The organism is Mesorhizobium xinjiangense (assembly GCF_009749525.1).
Classification (GTDB): domain Bacteria; phylum Pseudomonadota; class Alphaproteobacteria; order Rhizobiales; family Rhizobiaceae; genus Mangrovimarina; species Mangrovimarina xinjiangensis.
Map to the genome: position 1 here is coordinate 78,946 of NZ_WOAC01000007.1, position 17,545 is coordinate 96,490.

The 17,545-nt window shown below is 65.2% G+C and carries 18 protein-coding genes; 5 read left to right on the forward strand and 13 right to left on the reverse strand.

From position 1 onward, the window contains the following. Positions 1-99: 99 nt before the first annotated feature. The 3 genes from GM909_RS09660 to GM909_RS09670 are packed head-to-tail and all read right to left on the reverse strand — an operon-like array spanning position 100 to position 2,899. Complete coding sequence (locus tag GM909_RS09660) at positions 100-1,368, reverse strand: beta-ketoacyl-ACP synthase (RefSeq protein WP_157016176.1); 1,269 nt, start codon at positions 1,366-1,368, stop codon at positions 100-102. Between the two features lie 21 nt (positions 1,369-1,389). Then, on the reverse strand, positions 1,390-2,574 hold the full coding sequence (locus GM909_RS09665) for a beta-ketoacyl-ACP synthase (protein ID WP_157016177.1): 1,185 nt from the start codon (positions 2,572-2,574) through the stop codon (positions 1,390-1,392). Between the two features lie 43 nt (positions 2,575-2,617). Further along, positions 2,618-2,899 (reverse strand): acyl carrier protein, encoded by a 282-nt coding sequence (locus tag GM909_RS09670; RefSeq protein WP_157016178.1) that lies wholly within the window; start codon positions 2,897-2,899, stop codon positions 2,618-2,620. 226 nt (positions 2,900-3,125) lie between these two features. Between GM909_RS09670 and GM909_RS09675 the strand changes: the two genes are divergently transcribed. Beyond that, the gene (locus tag GM909_RS09675) at positions 3,126-4,019 is read left to right on the forward strand and encodes a PfkB family carbohydrate kinase (RefSeq protein WP_157016179.1); all 894 of its coding nucleotides are present in this window, start codon (positions 3,126-3,128) and stop codon (positions 4,017-4,019) included. An 11-nt stretch (positions 4,020-4,030) separates the two neighbouring features. On the opposite strand, the gene GM909_RS09680 is transcribed toward GM909_RS09675, so the two are convergent. Then, on the reverse strand, positions 4,031-4,585 hold the full coding sequence (locus GM909_RS09680; protein WP_157016180.1) for a histidine phosphatase family protein: 555 nt from the start codon (positions 4,583-4,585) through the stop codon (positions 4,031-4,033). Between the two features lie 192 nt (positions 4,586-4,777). On the opposite strand from GM909_RS09680, the gene GM909_RS09685 reads away from it, so the two are divergent. The 3 genes from GM909_RS09685 to GM909_RS09695 all read left to right on the forward strand — a co-directional run bounded on the left by GM909_RS09685 (position 4,778) and on the right by GM909_RS09695 (position 8,367). Continuing rightward, positions 4,778-5,728: an AEC family transporter gene (locus tag GM909_RS09685; protein WP_157016181.1), complete on the forward strand. Its 951-nt coding sequence runs from the start codon at positions 4,778-4,780 to the stop codon at positions 5,726-5,728. A gap of 137 nt (positions 5,729-5,865) precedes the next feature. Continuing rightward, entirely contained in the window at positions 5,866-7,323 is a 1,458-nt protein-coding gene (locus tag GM909_RS09690; protein WP_157016182.1) for an NAD-dependent succinate-semialdehyde dehydrogenase, read from the forward strand. Between the two features lie 24 nt (positions 7,324-7,347). Continuing rightward, on the forward strand, positions 7,348-8,367 hold the full coding sequence (locus GM909_RS09695; RefSeq protein ID WP_157016183.1) for an aldose epimerase family protein: 1,020 nt from the start codon (positions 7,348-7,350) through the stop codon (positions 8,365-8,367). A gap of 244 nt (positions 8,368-8,611) precedes the next feature. Here GM909_RS09695 and GM909_RS09700 read toward each other — a convergent pair whose 3' ends face one another. The 3 genes from GM909_RS09700 to GM909_RS09710 form a co-directional block, all read right to left on the reverse strand. Continuing rightward, a complete protein-coding gene (locus GM909_RS09700) occupies positions 8,612-8,935 on the reverse strand; it encodes a YnfA family protein (RefSeq protein WP_157016184.1) in 324 nt (107 codons plus the stop codon). Positions 8,936-8,966: 31 nt separating this feature from the next. Continuing rightward, on the reverse strand, positions 8,967-9,893 hold the full coding sequence (locus tag GM909_RS09705) for a sugar kinase (protein ID WP_157016185.1): 927 nt from the start codon (positions 9,891-9,893) through the stop codon (positions 8,967-8,969). Positions 9,894-9,983: 90 nt separating this feature from the next. Next, positions 9,984-10,433 (reverse strand): Lrp/AsnC family transcriptional regulator, encoded by a 450-nt coding sequence (locus GM909_RS09710; RefSeq protein ID WP_157016186.1) that lies wholly within the window; start codon positions 10,431-10,433, stop codon positions 9,984-9,986. Positions 10,434-10,613: 180 nt separating this feature from the next. Here GM909_RS09710 and putA point away from each other — a divergent pair, with 180 nt between their 5' ends. Continuing rightward, entirely contained in the window at positions 10,614-14,225 is a 3,612-nt protein-coding gene (gene putA, locus GM909_RS09715; RefSeq protein ID WP_157016187.1) for a bifunctional proline dehydrogenase/L-glutamate gamma-semialdehyde dehydrogenase PutA, read from the forward strand. 68 nt (positions 14,226-14,293) lie between these two features. Here the strand turns inward: putA and GM909_RS09720 are convergent, their stop codons facing one another. The 6 genes from GM909_RS09720 to GM909_RS09745 all read right to left on the reverse strand — a co-directional run bounded on the left by GM909_RS09720 (position 14,294) and on the right by GM909_RS09745 (position 17,531). Then, on the reverse strand, positions 14,294-14,608 hold the full coding sequence (locus GM909_RS09720; RefSeq protein ID WP_157016188.1) for an antibiotic biosynthesis monooxygenase family protein: 315 nt from the start codon (positions 14,606-14,608) through the stop codon (positions 14,294-14,296). Between the two features lie 150 nt (positions 14,609-14,758). Next, complete coding sequence (locus GM909_RS09725) at positions 14,759-14,998, reverse strand: hypothetical protein (RefSeq protein WP_157016189.1); 240 nt, start codon at positions 14,996-14,998, stop codon at positions 14,759-14,761. Between the two features lie 26 nt (positions 14,999-15,024). Next, positions 15,025-16,035 carry an energy transducer TonB family protein gene (locus tag GM909_RS09730; RefSeq protein ID WP_157016190.1) on the reverse strand — a complete coding sequence of 337 codons (1,011 nt, stop codon included), beginning with the start codon at positions 16,033-16,035 and terminating at the stop codon, positions 15,025-15,027. Beyond that, positions 16,032-16,439, reverse strand: coding sequence for an ExbD/TolR family protein (locus tag GM909_RS09735; protein ID WP_157016191.1), 408 nt, complete (start codon positions 16,437-16,439; stop codon positions 16,032-16,034). The genes GM909_RS09730 and GM909_RS09735 overlap by 4 nt, the downstream gene beginning before the upstream one ends. 5 nt (positions 16,440-16,444) lie before the next feature. Beyond that, positions 16,445-16,831, reverse strand: coding sequence for a biopolymer transporter ExbD (locus tag GM909_RS09740; protein WP_157016192.1), 387 nt, complete (start codon positions 16,829-16,831; stop codon positions 16,445-16,447). After that, positions 16,821-17,531 (reverse strand): MotA/TolQ/ExbB proton channel family protein, encoded by a 711-nt coding sequence (locus GM909_RS09745; RefSeq protein WP_157016193.1) that lies wholly within the window; start codon positions 17,529-17,531, stop codon positions 16,821-16,823. The genes GM909_RS09740 and GM909_RS09745 overlap by 11 nt, the downstream gene beginning before the upstream one ends. Positions 17,532-17,545: the final 14 nt, after the last annotated feature.

The following is a 17,545-nucleotide window of genomic DNA, read 5'->3' on the forward strand; positions in this document are numbered from 1 at the left end:
CATGAATCTGGATAGCTATAGGGGACAGCAAACAGCAAATAGCATATTGCGACGGGGGCAGCGCCGTTCGCTACTCCCTATTCGCCGTTTGCCCCATTGTCATTCCGGTTCGCGCGCCATGACAAGGCAGGCGTTCTGGCCGCCGAAGCCGAAGGAATTCGACAATACGCTGGAGACATCGGCCGACCGGCTCTCGTTCGGCACAACGTCGAGCTCGATCGCCGGATCGGGGTTGTCGTAATTGATGGTCGGCGGAATGACGCCCTCACGCATCGTCATCAGCGAGAATGCGGCCTCGATCGCACCGGCGGCCGACAATGTATGACCGATCATCGACTTGTTCGACGAGATCGGGATGTCGCGCATCCGCTCGCCGAAGACGGTCGACAGCGACAGGTGCTCCATCTTGTCGTTCTCCGGCGTCGAGGTGCCGTGCGCATTGATGTAGTCGATGCCGCTTTCGTCCATGCCGGCATCCGAAAGTGCCGCCTGCACGGTCGCAATGGCGGGCGAGCCATCCGGCTTGGAACGGGTGCGGTGGAAATCATCGGCCTTTTCGCCGCATCCGCGCATCACGCCGAGGATTTCGGCGCCGCGGGCGAGGGCGTTGTCCAGCGATTCAAGCACCAGGGCGGCGGAGCCTTCGGCCAGCACGAACCCGTCGCGATCGCGCGAAAAGGGCTTTGAGGCCTTTTGCGCCGGATCGTTCTGCGTCGACAGGGCCGACAGGAGAGAAAAGCGGATCAGTGCCTCGGCGGTGGCCGAACCGTCGGTGCCGATGGCCAACGCCTTGTCGCATTCGCCGCGCCGGATCGCTTCGACGCCAAGCTGAATGGCCGTTGTGCCGGAGGCGCAGGCCGTCGACAAAGTGATCGGCATGCCAGTCGTGCCGAAACGGTCGGCCAGCTGGTCGGCGATCGTGGCGAACTGGGTTGAATCATAAACCGGGCGCGAAGGGTGCTTTCGGGCGACGTCGAGCAGGCGGTCGTAGCCGACGCCCTCGGCTTTTCGATTGTAGAGCGCGAAACGCTGGTGCCAGTCGATTTCCACGGGAGGGGCTGCGAGAAACAGCGGACCGCCGAAATCGCCATTGGCGCCGGCCTCGGCCAGGGCCTCGAGCGCTGCCGTCTCGGCGAGCTCATAGGTCAGGTACATCGCGCCCTTGCCGCTCGATTTGAGGAAATCGACCGTGCCGGCAATGCGGGTGCTCAAAAGATCGGTCGGAAAGCGCGAGATCGGCGTGATGCCGGACGTGCCCGAGGTCAGTGCCGCCCAATTGTCCTTCTTGCCGACGCCCAGAGAGGTTACGACACCCATGCCCGTGACCACGACCACGGGTCTGCCAAACTTGTCGGTGTGCTTGCTCATCGCCAACTCCGTCGGCCTCGATCAGGCCTTGGTAACGCGTGCCGCGCCCTCGAATCGCTCGTGTCCGACAGCCGTTGCCAGCACCGTATCGACGTGGCCGTCGAATGGCTTTTCATCGCTGTCGAAGGGCGGATAGGCCGCCTCATTCTTGATTGCCAGCGCGGCGAGCGCAACGCCAAAGGGAAACTGCGCTTCCTTGAGATGCCCGGTCATCGTGGCAAAGCCGCGCGGCGTCAGATGCCCGCGCCGGTCGATGGCCGCCTTTTCGGCCGCCGTCGCCTCGTGCGCGCCCGATGCACCGGAGATCGCGAGCGCCGCCGTGTCGCGTCCCAGCGTGCCATCGATGAGCGCGCCGATCTTCTGATCCAGGTCTTCCGCGCCGCGCCGGCTGCGCGCGGAGGAAACCTTGTCGATCATCGCATAGATGGTGGCGCCGCGCGCTTCGGCATGGGCACGCGATTCCAGCACCAGGAAGGCGCCGCCCGAGCCGCTGACCATGCCGCCGCCCTCGGCTCCCTGGCGTGACCAGACCGGTTTCCACGACCCGCGATGCAGCTTGCCGGCCAGTTCATAGGCCAGCAGATGATCGGGATGCTCGGTCTGGAACGCCGCGCCAACGAGAAGGTGCGAGGACTGTCCGGACCGGATGCGCGCCACTGCCGTCTCGACCGCCGATACGCCGGATCCTTCCTCGCCCATGAAGGTGCGCGAGGAACCCGTTACCTTGTGGACGATGGAAATGTTGCCGGCCAGCAGGTTCGAAAGCTGGGCAAGAAACAGGGTCGGGCGAAGCTCCGTCGTCAGCTTCTCGTTGAGCAGGATCTCGCGGTCGTTGCGCGTCAGGGACGCCTCGAGGATCGTCGTGTCGACCTCCTGGTCGCGCTCACCGCCGCCGGCGGCAACGACCATGTCCATGGTGGTGCACTGCGCCTCGTCACCCTTCATCCCTGCATCGTCGAGCGCCAGACCGGCACAATAGGTGCCGAGACGCTGCCAGACCTCCATCTGCCGCTGGTCGCCGCGCTTGGGGATCTGCTGGCTCCACTCGATGGGCGGCAGCGGGTGGACCGTGTAGGGCTTGAACCGCTCACTGTCGATGACGGGATGGAGAGGGTGGCCCGACAGGGCCCGCCAATGCGCCTCGGGCCCTTCGCCGAGCGACGAGACGATACCGATTCCGGTTATGACGACGTCTTTTTCTGTCATTCCCGGCTCATGTGAGGGTTGAAGGGCGCACGCAGTTGGAGACTCAGGCAGTCTTGGCGGCGATGAGATCGTCGATCTTGGCGCACAGATTCTTCATCACGAAGTATTCCTCCGTCGAAGCCTTGCCGTCATTTACTTCCTGTGTCCACTTCTCGAGCGGAATCTTGATGCCGAATTCCTTGTCGACGGCGAACACGATGTCGAGAAAGTCGAGGCTGTCGATGCCAAGATCATCGATGGTGTGGCTTTCGGGCGTGATCGTCTCGCGCTCGATTTCGCTCGTATCGGCGATAATATCGGCGACCTTGTCAAATGTGCTGGACACGTCTTTGTTCCCTGGAAACGTCAAAATCGGTTGGTCGGCGGTGTCTAGTCGGTTTTTGCTGCAAGGAAAAGGGGCGAAGCAGTATCGCCCAGCAAATAGGAGATTGCCGGGGAAACGGCAACAGGCGGCGACTTAATTCTCGATGCTTGCGGCGGGAATATGGCGCATGGCTGCCCGAACAGAACCGCCGGCTTGCAGCGGCCAGCATATTTGAACACTCTGAGGCATGAAAACCGTCCTCGCCGTCGGTGTCGCCGTGATCGATTTCGTCATGTCGGTGGATGCATTTCCCCGAACGGCGGAAAAGCTGCGCGCAAAAGACGCCGCCATCGTCGGCGGGGGCTGCGCGGCCAATGCGGCGGTCGCGGTCGCGCGGCTTGGCGGCCGTGCCATGCTGGCGGCGCGCCTGGGACGCGACGAAATCGGCGACCTCATCGCCTCGGGGCTCGATCGGGAAGGCGTCGACTGCGCGTTGGTCAGGCGCCTTGAAGACGGGCGGTCCTCCTTTTCTTCGGTCTATGTCGACGCCGAAGGCGAGCGTCAGATCGTCAACTTTCGTGACATGGGTCTGAGCTTCGACGCGCAATGGCTGGCCGAAAGCCTGCCCGACCATTTCGATGCCGCCTTGGCCGACACACGCTGGCCGCAAGGGGCGGCGGTGGCCATGCAGGCGGCCCGCGCGCGCGGCGTGGCGGGCATTCTCGATGCCGAACCGTCCGTCCATGAAGCCGAGGACGCCGTCGCGCTTGCCAGCCATATCGCCTTTTCCGCCGCCGGGCTGCGAACGTTTTGCGGCGTCGACGATCCGCATGAAGGGTTGCGCCGCGCCCGAGCACGCACGAGCGCCTGGGTCGCCTATACGGACGGGGCCAAAGGTGCCTTCTACCTGGAGGGTGACGCGCTGCGCCACGTCCCTTCCTTCCCGGTCGAGGTGGTCGACAGCCTCGGGGCGGGGGATGTCTGGCACGGCGCCTTCACGCTCGCCATGGCGGAGGGACGCGGCGAAGCAGCGGCAATGCGCTTCGCCAATGCCGTCGCGGCGATCAAATGCACCCGATTCGGTGGACGCCTGGGCACGCCGGATCGGCGCGAGACCGAGGAATTCCTGGCCTCACATTGATCGCATGCGGATCAATTGAAGATGATGCGTCCGCTGACGGCTACGCCGTTCTCCGTCGGGGCGACGATCACCGCCTCTCCCGGGCGCGGCTTGACGCCGGTCAGGGCGGTGATGTTGGCCTGATGCGTAACCAGGATGAGATTGCCGCTGCCAGAATAGTCATGGATCAGGTCCACAACCTCGGCCTTCTGGGCCTCGGGGTCGGCATCCTTGCCCTCGATGGAGTCCAGCGCCGGCAAGGGCTCCAGAAGCCGGTCGCCGAAAGCCTGGCGGGCTGTGTCGAGACATCGGCAGTAGCGGCTCGAAAGGATCTTGTCGATCGGAGCCGCGCGCGCGGCGAACAGCGCCCCGATGCGCCGCGCCTGCAGCCTGCCGCGCTCCGAGAGGTTGCGCTGTGTGCCGCATTTCTCGATGTCGAAATTGGCCGGGTCGCCAACGCCCGGCGCCTGGGCGTGGCTGAGAAGGACGACCTTGCCGCCCTGCCGCAACAGCGCCCAGCCGGCCTCCGTGGCCGAAGCGGGAACGGCCAGCAACAGCGTGGCGACAATGGCAATGATTCGAAACATGCGGGCTCCTGTTCGACGATCTGGATATAGGGATATGGTATGGGAAGCAAAGGCGATGTGCCGACGCGCCGCCATCCGCCTGCAGCCGGCGCCATTGCCCGGGCTTTTCGGGCTGCCGTGAATCCGAGGCATAACAGCTATTCGCGCCTGTGACTTGTTGCCGGCGCTTCGGGCGGCTAAGCCCAACAGCGCATGTCTCCGCTTGTCGAAACAGTTCTCTTCGTCTTCGGTCTCGTGGCGCTCGGCTATCTGGCCGGCCGCACGCGTTATCTGAAGCCATTCCAGGGCGAGGCACTGTCGGAGTTCGCCGTCAGTGTGGCGCTGCCGCTGCTGCTGTTTCGCACAATGGTCGGGGCCGATTTTCACGGTACGGCGCCCTGGTCGCTGTGGGCGACCTATTTCTCCGCCGTCTTCGTCGCCTGGGCCTGCGGCCAGTGGACCACGATCAAACTGTTCGGGCGCGATGCACGTGCCGGCGTGGTTGGCGGGGTGTCGACCGCCTTTTCCAACCTCGTCCTGCTCGGCAGCCCGCTGGTGCTGGGCGTCTTCGGCCAGGCAGGCTTCGATGTGCTGTCGCTCATCATATCGGTGCATCTGCCGACGATGATGATCGCTTCGATCGTGATGTTTTCGATCGTCAGCCGTCAAAGGGGAGTGCGCGTCGATCCGGCGGCGCTGGCGCAGGATTTCCTGCGGCGGCTGTTCACCAACCCTCTCATCATCGGCATAGTGTGCGGCCTTGCATGGCGCATGACGGGCCTTGAGCTGCCGCACCTTGCCATGCGTTTCATCGATGCGCTGGCCAATATCGCCGGGCCGCTGGCACTGTTTTCCATGGGACTCAGCCTTGTCAGCTACGGGATCTCCGGCAATGTGCGCGCCGGCGTCGTGCTGGCGCTCATGAAGCTCTTCCTGATGCCGGCCGTCGCGCTTGTCATGGCGCAGATCATCGGCCTGCCGCCTTTTGCGACGACGATCGCCGTTGTCGCGGCCGGCCTGCCGGCAGGCGTCAATTCCTACCTGATTGCCACGCAGTTCGGCACCGGCCAGGCGCTGGCATCCAACGCCATGACCATTTCGACCGGGTTTGCCGTGGTTTCGACCGCTTTCTGGGTGACCGTGCTGCCCTATATCCTCGGCTGAGCGCCGGGTTCCTGCGCCACAGGGGAACTGCCGGCGCGGTTGCCAGCCCCAAGGCGCCAAGCTATGCCTTGGCGACGGCCAGGAAGAATTCAGGAACAGCCGGCCGGCGAACGGCCGCAACATCAGGAGACGTCCCCATGCTGCAGAAATCGAGCCAGTTCATGCGCGAGGCCAATCTGATCGGCGGCGAATGGGTGCAAGCCGATTCGGGCGCGACGATCGATGTGATCAATCCGGCAACCGGCCTGAAGATCGGCACCGTTCCGAAATCCGGCAAGGCGGAGACGCGGCGCGCCATCGAGGCGGCTGCCGAAGCGTTTGCGTCGTTCTGCAAGACGACCGCGCTCGAGCGCTCCAAGATGCTGCGCAAGCTGCATGACGCGCTCATGGACAATCAGGATGCGCTGGCCGAACTCCTGACCCTGGAGCAGGGCAAATCACTGACCGAGGCGAAGGGCGAGATCGCGTCTTCGGCGGCCTATGTCCTGTGGTTCGCCGAGGAGGCGCGGCGTGCCTATGGCGACGTCGTGCCGTCGCCTTGGGGCGACCGCCGCATCCTGGTAACCCGGGAGCCGGTGGGCGTCATCGCCGCCATTACGCCGTGGAACTTTCCCTCCTCCATGTTGTCGCGCAAGATCGGTCCGGCGATTGCCGCGGGCTGCACCGCGGTCGTCAAGCCCGCTTCCCAGACGCCGTATTCGGGGCTCGCCTGGGGCGCGCTGTGCGAGGAGGTCGGCATTCCCAAGGGGGTCGTCAACATCGTCACCGGTTCTGCCGGCGAGATCGGCGACGAGATATGCGCCAATCCGCTGGTCAAGAAGATCACCTTCACCGGGTCGACCGAGGTCGGCAAGCTCCTGATCGGGAAGTCGGCCTCCACCGTCAAGAAGGTGTCGATGGAGCTCGGCGGCAACGCGCCGTTCCTCGTCTTCGACGACGCCGATATCGATCGCGCCGTCGAAGGCGCTGTGGTCGCCAAATACCGCAATTCCGGCCAGACCTGCGTGTGCACCAACCGCTTCTTCGTGCAGGCCGGTGTGTATGACAGGTTCGTGGAAAAGCTGGCCGATGCATCCGCCAAGCTGAAGATCGGTCCAGGGCTCGATGAGGGCGTTCAGCAAGGGCCGCTGATCGACGACAAGGCTGTCGAAAAGGTCGAGGAATTCATCGCCGATGCGTCCGAAAAGGGCGGCAAGGTGGTGACCGGCGGCAAGCGGCACGAACTGGGCGGAACCTTCTTCGAGCCGACGGTGATCGCCGAGGCGAAACCTGAGATGCGTTTCATGAAGGAAGAGATTTTTGGGCCCGTCGCGCCGGTCTTCCGATTCGAGACGGAAGAAGAAGCGGTGGCGCTCGCCAACGATACCGAGTTCGGCCTGGCCTGCTACTTCTATTCGAGCGATCTCGGGCGCGTCTTCCGTGTCACGGAAGGTCTGAAATACGGAATGGTCGGCGTCAATGAAGGTCTCATCACGACGCCCGAGGCGCCTTTCGGCGGTTTGAAGGAATCCGGCCTCGGCCGCGAGGGCGGACATCAGGGCATCGAGGATTATCTCGACACCAAATATGTCTGCATCGGCGGGCTCGGATTGTAAGCGGGCGTACCGGGGCGGAATACGATGGCCGCAATTGAGGTATTCGGCACGACGCCGGAGGGCGAGACGGTTCACCGCCTCGCCATCGCCGGCGGTGGACTTTCGGCGAAGATCCTGACCTGGGGCGCGGTGCTTCAGGACCTGCGGCTTGACGGGCATGCGCCGCCGCTCGTGCTCGGCTTCGACGCACTCGCCGGCTATCTGGAGCCCGCGCCCTATTTCGGCGCGATCGTCGGGCGCTATGCCAACCGCATTGGCGGCGGGCATTTCGCGATCGATGGCGAGCGCTTCTCGGTCGATCAGAATTTTCTCGGGCGGCACATGCTGCATGGCGGCGCGAAAGGCACCAGCCAGCGCCTGTGGACGCTCGCCGACCATGGCGAGGATTTCGTCACGTTGACGCTGCTCGATCCCGCCGGCGCCATGGGTTTCCCGGGCAATCTCGACATTTCCTGCACCTACCGGTTGCGTCAGCCGGGCCGGCTGGCGATCGAATTGTCGGCCACATGCGATGCGCCGACCCTGTGCAACCTGGCGCATCACTCCTATTTCAACCTCGAAGACGGCGGCGCGGGCGGCGTGCTCGACCACCGGCTGATGGTTCCGGCCGGGGCCTACCTGCCAGTGGACGAGGACCTCATTCCGACCGGCCGGGTCGAGCCCGTCGCCGGCACGCCGTTCGATTTCGAGCTTTCGCGCCCGATCCGGCACGAAACGCAAGGCGGGCAGTTCGCCTATGACCACAATTTCTGCCTGGCGGCGGCACGAGGTCCGCTCAAGCTCGCCGCCTGGGCGCAGGGCCCGGTTTCGGGTCTTGAAATGGAGGTGTGGACGGGCGAGCCCGGACTGCAATTCTATGCCGGGCAGGGGCTCGACGGCGTGCCCGGCGGCCTGGAAGGCCGCACCTACGACGCTTATGCGGGTTTCGCGCTCGAGCCGCAATTCTGGCCGGATTCGCCCAACCGGCCATATTTCCCGCAAGCCGTGCTGCGACCGGGAGAAATCTATCGGCAAGCGACGGAATACAGGTTCACGCTGCCATAGAGCATGTCCCGCTCAAACGGAATCGTTTGAGCGAAAGGTACATGCTCCAGCATATTGATCTGGCGCGCATATCTTTGCTTCAAACGTTCCGTTTGAAGCGAACGCGCGCAAGAGCATGTCCCGCTCAAACGGAATCGTTTGAGCGAAAGGTACATGCTCCAGCATATTGATCTGGCGTGCATATCTTTGCTTCAACCGATTCTGAAGCGGGGCTTGGTGCGATGCGGCGCGTGGCCGGCTGATCTCAACCGCCGCGCGGGGCCCACACGATGATGGCGGCGCCGATCAGGCAGACCGTGGCCCCGATGCTGTCCCAGCGGTCCGGCCTTACGCCTTCGGCAAGCCACAGCCAGGCGAGGGAGGACAGGATATAGACGCCGCCATAGGCGGCATAGGTTCGCCCGGCATGCTGCAGGTCGACCAGCGTCAGCAGATAGGCGAAGAGGCAGAGCGAGGCGATGCCGGGAACCAGCCACCAGGGCGACCTGTCGAGCCGCAGCCAGGCCCAGAAGGAGAAGCAGCCGGCGATCTCCGCCAATGCGGCCGCGAAATAGGCCAATACGCTCATGGCATCTCCATGTCGTCGGTGTGCCGGGCGCTCAAAGCGCGAAGGCCTGGCGCAGCATTTCGAACGGGGCGAGCGCGCCGCGGGTCTGGACGACCGCCGCGGCCACATTGTGCGCGCGCCGGGCGGCCACTTCCGGCCCGTCGCCGGCCTGACGCGCCGCCAGATAACCGCCATTGAAGGAATCCCCGGCGCCGGTCGTGTCGATGGGCTGCGCCACGGCCACGGCGTCGACGCTCTTGCCCACGCCTTCGGCAAGGACGAGGGCCGGAGCGGCCCCGTCCTTCACGACGATCTCCGCGACACCGATCTCTTGCAGACGGTGCGCCGTCGCATCCGGCGAAGCGTCGCCGTAGAGCGCCTGCTCGTCGGGAAAGGTCGGCAGGGCGATGTCGGTCACGGCCAGGGCATCGCCGATCGCGGCGCGCGCCGCCTGCGGAGTGTCCCAGAGCGCCGGGCGGTAGTTCGGATCGAAGGCGATGCGCGCACCAGCGTTGCGGGCTGCGGCGATCGCCTCGACGAGCGTGTTGCGGGCGGCCTGTTTCAGGATGGCCAGCGTGATGCCGGAGAAGTAGACGAGTTGGCGGCCCTGAAGGCTTTTTGCGAGCCGATCGGGATCGTCGGCCAGTTGGCGCGCCGCGGCGTCGTTGCGCCAATAGGTGAAGGAGCGCTCGGCGCCGTCAAGCGTGATGGCGTAAAGGCCAGGCCGCGCGCCGGCAATGCGGGGGCTTTCGGCGATGCCGATGCCGCTTTCCGCGAAAAATGTGATCTGCCTGGCCGAGAAGGGATCGTCGCCGAACGCCGACACATAGTCCGCCGGGACGGTCGGCTCGCTCAACGCGCGCATCGCCCACAAGGTATTGAACGTGTCGCCGGCAAAGCCCATGCGCCAGAGATCGGCGTCCTGTCCCGACAATTCCAGCATGCATTCGCCGATGGAGGCGATTCCCGATCGCGCCATAGTGTTCTCCCGTATTGTTGCGTTGCATCTACACCGGCGATCCGGCCGAGGCGACCCCGACGTGGTCGGCCGCTTCGAATACGGCCGGTCTCACCGGTCCTTGACCGTTTCCATGGCCACATAGGTTGATGTTTGCGCGACATGGGGCAGGGCGGAGATATGCTCGCCCAGTACGCGCCGATAGGAGGCGATGTCGCGGGTCCTGACCTTTAGCAGATAGTCGAAACTCGCCGCAATCATGTGGCACTGCTCGATTTCCGGCACGCCGAGAACCGCCTTGTTGAACGCCGCCAACGCCGTCGAGCGTGTGTCGGAGAGTTTGACCTGGACAAACGCTATATGCCCGAGGCCCATGCGTTCATGGTCGACGATGGCCGAATAGCCGCGGATGTAGCCTTCCTGCTCCAGTTTCTTGACACGGGCCTGCACCGGTGTTTTCGAAAGGCCCACCCTGGCCGACAATTCGGCCATGGAGAGCCGGCCCTGGCGCGTCAGCGCGGCCAGGATGTTCCGGTCAATGCGGTCCAATTGGCCTGCCATTTCTTCCTCCCTGATCCATTTGGACCGACTCGCTTCGACAATCGGTACCATTGAGTTGCGTCTACAACAATGTTGGACCGAACACCATGCCGGGCGGGTGATAGTGTGCCCCGCGGTCCTTGTCTCTTGCCAAGATTAGGGTCGAAGGTTGATTCTTCATGTCGTGACCAGGGGATCATGATGCAGACGCTCGAATCACTGCGTGGCGCAATGCGCGCCAACTATCTGCCCGACGAGGAGAAGGCGCTGCAGCGGTTGGTCGAGGCGGCCGATCTTTCGGCGCAGACCCGCTCGGCCATATCGGCCCGGGCCGCCGAACTGGTGCGGCAGGTGCGCCAGTCGGGCAATTCGCAGCTCATGGAGGTCTTCCTGTCCGAATACGGGCTGTCGACGCAGGAAGGCGTGGCGCTGATGTGCCTGGCCGAGGCGCTGTTGCGCGTGCCCGATGCGGAAACGGTCGACGACTTGATCCGTGACAAGATCGCGCCGCACGACTGGTCGGCGCATTCGGGCGGTTCGAGCTCCATTTTCGTCAACGCCTCGACCTGGGCGCTGGTGCTGACCGGCCGCGTCCTGGAGGAAGGCGAGGGCGGTATCGAGCGCACGCTGCGCGGCATGGTGCGCCGGCTCGGCGAGCCAGTGATCCGCACCGCCGTCTCGGCTGCCATGCGCGAGATGGGCGAGCAGTTCGTGCTTGGCCGTACGATCAAAGAGGCCGTCGAGCGCGGTCGCGACTATACCCGCAAGGGCTATCTCTATTCCTACGACATGCTGGGCGAGGCGGCGCGCACGGACGGCGATGCGCTGCGTTATCATCGTGCCTATTCGGATGCGATCGGCGCGCTCAAGAGTGTGGCCGGCAGTGACGATATCCGCCGCAATCCCGGCATCTCGGTCAAGCTGTCGGCGCTTCATCCGCGCTACGAATTTGCCCAGCGCGAAGCCATGCTGCCGGTGATGCACGAACGTCTTCTGTCGCTGGCGCTGGCGGCCCGCAAGGCGCATATGGGGCTCAACATCGATGCCGAGGAGGCCGACCGGCTCGACCTGTCGCTCGACGTGATCGAGGCGGTTCTGGCCGATGAGCGCCTGGCCGGATGGGATGGATTCGGCGTCGTCGTGCAGGCCTACGGTCCGCGCGCCTCCTTCGCCATCGACTGGCTTTACGCGCTGGCCCAAAAGCTCGACCGGCGCATAATGGTGCGGCTGGTCAAGGGCGCCTATTGGGACACCGAGATCAAGCGGGCGCAGACGCTCGGGCTTGCCGGTTACCCGGTTTTCACCCGCAAGGCCAATACCGACGTCTCCTACATCGCCTGCGCCAAGAAGCTGCTCGGCATGACCGACCGCATCTATCCGCAGTTCGCGACCCACAATGCGCACACCGTATCGGCCATTCTGGCGATGACGAACGACAAGGACGCCTTCGAGTTCCAGCGCCTGCACGGCATGGGCGAGACGCTGCACGAGGCTCTGCGCAAGGCGGAAGCGACGCGCTGCCGCATCTATGCGCCGGTCGGCGCGCATTCCGATCTGCTGGCCTATCTGGTGCGCCGGCTGCTCGAAAACGGGGCCAATTCCTCCTTCGTCCACCAGATCGTCGACGACGAGGTGAGCCCGGAGGAGATTGCCCGCGATCCTTTTGATGCCGTCGCCCGCCAGGGACCGGCGGCCAACCCGGCCATTCCCGCGCCGCTGGACCTTTATGGCGCGCGTCGGCGCAATGCCAGGGGCTGGGATCTGACCGATCCCGTGGCCGTCGAAGCCATCGATGCGGCGCGGGCGGAATTCGCCACGGGCGACCGCGCCAGGGCCAGGCCCAGCCAGCCTTCCAGCGCCGGCAAGGAGCGGCCGCTCGTCAATCCGGCCCGCACCGATGAGGTGGTCGGCCATGTCCCTGAGGCCGACGAGGCCGCCGTGGCAGCGGCGATCGAGGCGGGCGTCAAGGCGCAGCCGCAATGGGCGGCGACGCCGGTCGCCGAGCGCGCCGCCTTGCTGTTGCAGACGGCCGACCTTTACGAGCGGCATGCCGAGGAACTGTTTTCGCTGTGCGCGCGCGAGGCCGGCAAGACGCTGGCCGACGGCGTGGCCGAAGTGCGCGAGGCGGTCGATTTCCTGCGCTACTACGCCGCTGAGGCGCCCAAGGTCGAGGCCGGCACCGAGGCGCGCGGGGTGATTGCTTGCATTTCGCCGTGGAATTTTCCGCTGGCGATCTTCACCGGGCAGATCGCGGCCGCGCTCGTCACCGGCAATGCGGTGATCGCCAAGCCGGCCGAGCAGACGCCGCTCGTCGCGGCGCGCGCCGTCGAACTGATGCACGCGGCGGGAATTGCCGACGACGTGCTGCAGATCCTGCCGGGCGACGGTCCCTCGGTCGGCGCGCCGCTGGTCGCGCATCCGAAGATCGCCGGGGTCTGCTTCACCGGCTCGACGGAGGTGGCCCGCTCGATCGAGCTCCAGCTTGCAAGGAGTGCCGCGCCCGACGCCATGCTGATCGCCGAGACGGGGGGGCTCAACGCGATGGTCGTCGATTCGACCGCGCTGCCCGAACAGGCGGTGCGCGACATCCTCGCCTCCGCCTTCCAGAGCGCCGGTCAGCGTTGCTCGGCACTGCGCATGCTCTATGTGCAGAAGGACGTCGAGCGTAAGGTCATGGAGATGCTGCGCGGCGCCATGGAGGCGTTGACGGTCGGCGATCCGTGGCAGCTGTCGACGGATGTCGGCCCCGTCATCGACGACGAGGCGCAGGCCGCGATCCTCGACTATTGCCGTACGATGGAAGCGAAGGGCCGGCTGGTGGCGAAGCTCGAGGCGCCCGAAGGCGGCCGCTTCGTGGCGCCGCACATCTTCCGCCTGACGGGGATCGGCGAGTTGGAGAGCGAGATCTTCGGGCCCGTCCTGCACGTGGCGAGTTTCGAGGCGGACGAAATTGATCGCGTCATTTCCGCGGTCAACGCAAAGGGTTACGGCCTGACATTCGGCCTTCACACGAGGATCGAGGCACGCGCGCAGCATTTCGTCGACGGCATTCACGCCGGCAATCTCTATGTCAATCGCAACCAGATCGGCGCCATCGTCGGGTCGCAGCCCTTCGGCGGCGAGGGACTTTCGGGGACCGGCCCCAAGGCGGGCGGGCCGCATTATCTGCGCCGCTTCCGCAAGGCCAGTGGTGAGGCACGTCAGAGTGTGGCCGGCGAGGCGGTGCCGCAGACCGTTCTGGCAGACCATTTTCCGGACAATGCGCGCGGTGACTGGGCGACGCGCGGCGACCGCATCGCGGTGCTGCGCAAGCATCTGCGCGGCAAGGGCGCCGAGGCGATCACGGCTGCGGCGGCGGTCGATTTCGGCCCGGTCGACCTGCCCGGACCGACGGGCGAGGCCAATACGCTCAACCTTCATCCGCGCGGCCGCGTGCTTTGTCTTGGACCCGATGCGGAAAGCCTCCTGGCCCAGGCCGTTCAGGCGCTGGCGGCCGGCAATTCGGTCCTGGCCGTCGCGTCCGGCGCGGCCCAGGCCGTGCAGCCCCTGCTCGGCAAGGGCCTGCCGATCAACGCCGTGGAAGGGAGCGTTGCGCCCGACACGCTGTCGCGCCTCGAACTCGATGTCGTCGCCTCATGTGCTGGAGACGATGCGTTGCGATCAGTCCGCCAGGCGCTCGCAGCGCGCAGCGGACCGATCGTGCCGCTTGTTTCGGAAATGATCCATCCGGCGGCTTATGCCCATGAGCGTGCCGTGTGCGTCGACACGACTGCCGCCGGCGGCAATGCGAGCCTGCTGGCCGCAGCCGAGTGAATAGATGATCGAGGCGTCGTCCGCCTGCGCCCATGGCTCCGAGCTCGGGGAAGGGGGTGCATACGTTTTCAGGCGCCCTGGACGACGGTAAAGCCCTCGAATTGCGGGTGGCCGAGATAGAGGACCTTGTTGTTGCCGGCATTCTTGTGGGCGGCGCGGAACTGCTCGGACTTCGTCCAGGCGACGAAGTCGTCGTGGCTCTCCCACACGGTATGGGAGGCGAACAGCGTGTAGCCTTCCTCTTCGTTCTCCGGCCCGCGCAAGAGATGAAAGGTGCGGAACCCCTTCATTTCGGAGAGGCTGGAATCGCGCCCCTTCCAGACATTCTCGAAGGCCTCCTCGGAGCCCTTCTGCACCTTGAAGCGGTTCATGGCGATGTACATGACGTTCGTCCTTTGTGTTGCCTTGCCTTGGATTAGGTTAGAACATGTCCCGCTCAAACGGAATCGTTTGAGCGAAAGGTACATGTTCCAACATATTGATCTGGCGCGCATATCTTTGCTTCAAACGTAAACGTTTGAAGCGAACGCGCGCTAGGTATAGCTGCGTCCTGCCCGGCCGGGAAAACGCACCACGCCGTCCGGCAGTTCGTCGGGCGCCTGCTTCGGCGCGGGCGGACCGGACAGCCGCGTGGCGGTGTCTGCATCGAAGGCCACCACATTCGGGCCATGCAATGTAGGCCTTGTGCGGTCTTCGAACAATTTCTTCAGTTCCGGGCGCAGGCCGTCGCCGTCATGAAGGGCGAGGGCGTGCAGGTTGAGCATACCGAGCATGATGATTTCCGTATGGCGTTCTTGGTCTAGCGCCTGAAGGCCAGGGGCACGGTGAAAGGCCAGCTTGCGCGGCCGGCCCCCCTGGGAATGGACGGGAAGGGGGCGGCCCGGCGAACCGTGTCGATGGCCGCCTTGTCGAGGACCGGCGAACCCGAGGACCGCACGACCCGTATCCCGCGCACACCGCCATTGGCGGATACCGTGAATTGCACGTGGACCTCGCCCTGAACACGCTTGCGCCGCGCCGCGGAGGGATAGCGCAGAGACCGACGGAGCTTGGAGACGATCTTGCCGGGATAATTGGAGACCGCGGCACTGCCGCTTCCACTCTGGCCGCGGCCACTGGCACCGGAACGCGCCTGCGATTGTCCGTCGGCCTGGCCGCGCCGCGTATCCTGGGTCTGCTTGCCGCGCGAACCGGAGGAGCGCTGCGAGCGCTTCGCCTTCGGCGCCTCGGTCTTCTTCGGGCGCGGCTCGACGCGCTCCGGCTTGACCACGGCCTGCTCGACCGGCGGCTCGGGACGGGCGGTGGGTGTCGGCACCGAATCGGGAATGGCCAGGTCGGGCTCGGTTGTTTCGGGCTGCGCCTCGACCGGTTCGGCCGTTTCCACCGGCGCAAGCGCGGCCTGCTGCACCTCTTCGGGTTCGTCCGCCTTTTCCGGCTCGACCTGCGTCACCGGCACCAGGACCTGCGCTTCGGTCGTCGGCTCGCTCGGCGCGACGTCTGTCACCTCGGCCGGCTCGGACGGCGTGGGCTCGACCTCGGCGGCCTTGGCCGGTTCTGCCGTCTCGGGCCGATTGACCGGCTCGACGGGCTGAACCTCGGTTTCGGTGGGCGGAAGCGTTTCGGTCGTCTCGACAGGCTCGCCGGCCGAAACCGCATCCTCGAACGAGCCGAGCATCGCGACTTCGAGGCCCGAGGCGCCCTCCGTCATTGTCAGTGGTTTGTCTTCATCAAGAAGGTAGCTTGCCGCTCCGGCATGCACGATGCAGGAAACGACGATCGCTACCGCCCAATGCCAGCCTTTCGGTTTCACGGCTTGCCCCTTTCGGTGACCACGGTGACGCGGTTGGCGCCGGCCGATTTCAGTTCGCCCACGATCTCGATCAGGCGCGTTGCCGGCAGGTCGCGGTCCGCGGCCAGCTTGACGGCGACGGGATCGTCTTCGAGCAGGGCCTGCTCCTGCCTGACATGGGCGACATAGCCGGCTGCGTCCGTTTCCTCGCCGCGTGTGCGCATCACGCCGTCGCTGGTGACGAACAGCGCCTCGGGCGGCTCGGCCCGATCGGACTCCGCGGTCGAGATCAAGGTCACGTCCTTGTCCAGCGGCGGCGTCAGCGAGCCGGCAATCAGGAAGAAGATGAGCATCAGGAAAACCACGTTGATCAGCGTGATCGTGCTTTCCTGCGGCGCTCGTTTGGTTTGGCGGGGCAAACGCATGGCAGTTATCTCGCGACCGACAGCGTGAGGTCCGTTTCGCGGCGCACCCGCTCGACGGCGCTGATCAGCATCTGCGAGGTCATTTCCTCGCCACGCACCAGGAGGACGGCCGTTTCGGCACCCGCGTCGTGCAGGCGCTGCAATTCCCCAACCGCACCGTCCTCGTCGAGGCTCACGCCGTTGACGGTCCAACCCTCTTGTCCGACCCGCACGATGATGTCGGGGGCTTCGCCTGAAACATTGGCGCCGGCGCGGCCACCGGTGATCTCGACCTCGGCGAACTTGGTGAATGTCGATGAGAGCATGAAAAACAGCAGCAATAGAAAGATGACGTCGATCAGCGAGGTAACGGAGACCGGACGCCGCCGCCGGGCGACCGCCTCAATGCGCATGACCCCGTCCTCCAACCTCGGCCAGGGCAGCATCGCGTTCGGCGCCGGCTGCCGCCCGGATGTCGCCGAGCGCGCTTTGCGACAGGAAGCTGGTGGTGATGGTCTCGATGGCGACGCGTTCGTTTTCGACTCGTGTTTCGAACCAGGTGAGCACCAGCGAGACCGGCATGGCGACGGCAAGGCCGGTGGCTGTCGTCAGCAGCGCGACCCAGATGCCGCCCGCCAGGATCGACGGATCGACGGCGCTGCCGGCACCCTGCAACTGACGGAAAGCGTCGATCATGCCGAGCACCGTGCCGAAAAGGCCGAGCAGCGGTGCGATCTGGGCGATCGCGTCGAGCGCGCGAAAGCCGCTCTGCAGACTGTGCAGACGGTCGACGGACACCCGGCCGACCTCGTCCTCGATGACGGCCTTGGGCACGTTGCGCGATACTGAAAGGCGCATGGCGGTTGCCAACGCTTCGCCGACGGCCGAGCGGTCGGCATCGGCAAGATGGCGGGCGTCGCCATAGCTGCCATGGATCCACAGATGCAGTGCCTTGCGCGCAGAGCCGTGAAAGCCGACGCGCTCGCGCCAGAACTGGACCAGCTTGAGAAGCACGATCGCCAGGGCCACGACCGACAGGATCAGCAGGATCACGACGACGGGGCCGCCAAGCTCGATGATGGAACGGGCCTCGTCCAGAAAATTGCTGTCCATGATGGGCTACTCCG

Coding starts and splice junctions, on each gene's coding strand:
- GM909_RS09660 (WP_157016176.1), bottom strand. CDS start 1,368: ATGAGCAAGCACACCGACAAGTTTGGCAGACCCGTGGTCGTGGTCACG.
- GM909_RS09665 (WP_157016177.1), bottom strand. CDS start 2,574: ATGACAGAAAAAGACGTCGTCATAACCGGAATCGGTATCGTCTCGTCG.
- GM909_RS09675 (WP_157016179.1), top strand. CDS start 3,126: ATGAAAACCGTCCTCGCCGTCGGTGTCGCCGTGATCGATTTCGTCATG.
- GM909_RS09680 (WP_157016180.1), bottom strand. CDS start 4,585: ATGTTTCGAATCATTGCCATTGTCGCCACGCTGTTGCTGGCCGTTCCC.
- GM909_RS09685 (WP_157016181.1), top strand. CDS start 4,778: ATGTCTCCGCTTGTCGAAACAGTTCTCTTCGTCTTCGGTCTCGTGGCG.
- GM909_RS09690 (WP_157016182.1), top strand. CDS start 5,866: ATGCTGCAGAAATCGAGCCAGTTCATGCGCGAGGCCAATCTGATCGGC.
- GM909_RS09695 (WP_157016183.1), top strand. CDS start 7,348: ATGGCCGCAATTGAGGTATTCGGCACGACGCCGGAGGGCGAGACGGTT.
- GM909_RS09700 (WP_157016184.1), bottom strand. CDS start 8,935: ATGAGCGTATTGGCCTATTTCGCGGCCGCATTGGCGGAGATCGCCGGC.
- GM909_RS09705 (WP_157016185.1), bottom strand. CDS start 9,893: ATGGCGCGATCGGGAATCGCCTCCATCGGCGAATGCATGCTGGAATTG.
- GM909_RS09710 (WP_157016186.1), bottom strand. CDS start 10,433: ATGGCAGGCCAATTGGACCGCATTGACCGGAACATCCTGGCCGCGCTG.
- putA (WP_157016187.1), top strand. CDS start 10,614: ATGCAGACGCTCGAATCACTGCGTGGCGCAATGCGCGCCAACTATCTG.
- GM909_RS09720 (WP_157016188.1), bottom strand. CDS start 14,608: ATGTACATCGCCATGAACCGCTTCAAGGTGCAGAAGGGCTCCGAGGAG.
- GM909_RS09725 (WP_157016189.1), bottom strand. CDS start 14,998: ATGCTCGGTATGCTCAACCTGCACGCCCTCGCCCTTCATGACGGCGAC.
- GM909_RS09735 (WP_157016191.1), bottom strand. CDS start 16,439: ATGCGTTTGCCCCGCCAAACCAAACGAGCGCCGCAGGAAAGCACGATC.
- GM909_RS09740 (WP_157016192.1), bottom strand. CDS start 16,831: ATGCGCATTGAGGCGGTCGCCCGGCGGCGGCGTCCGGTCTCCGTTACC.
- GM909_RS09745 (WP_157016193.1), bottom strand. CDS start 17,531: ATGGACAGCAATTTTCTGGACGAGGCCCGTTCCATCATCGAGCTTGGC.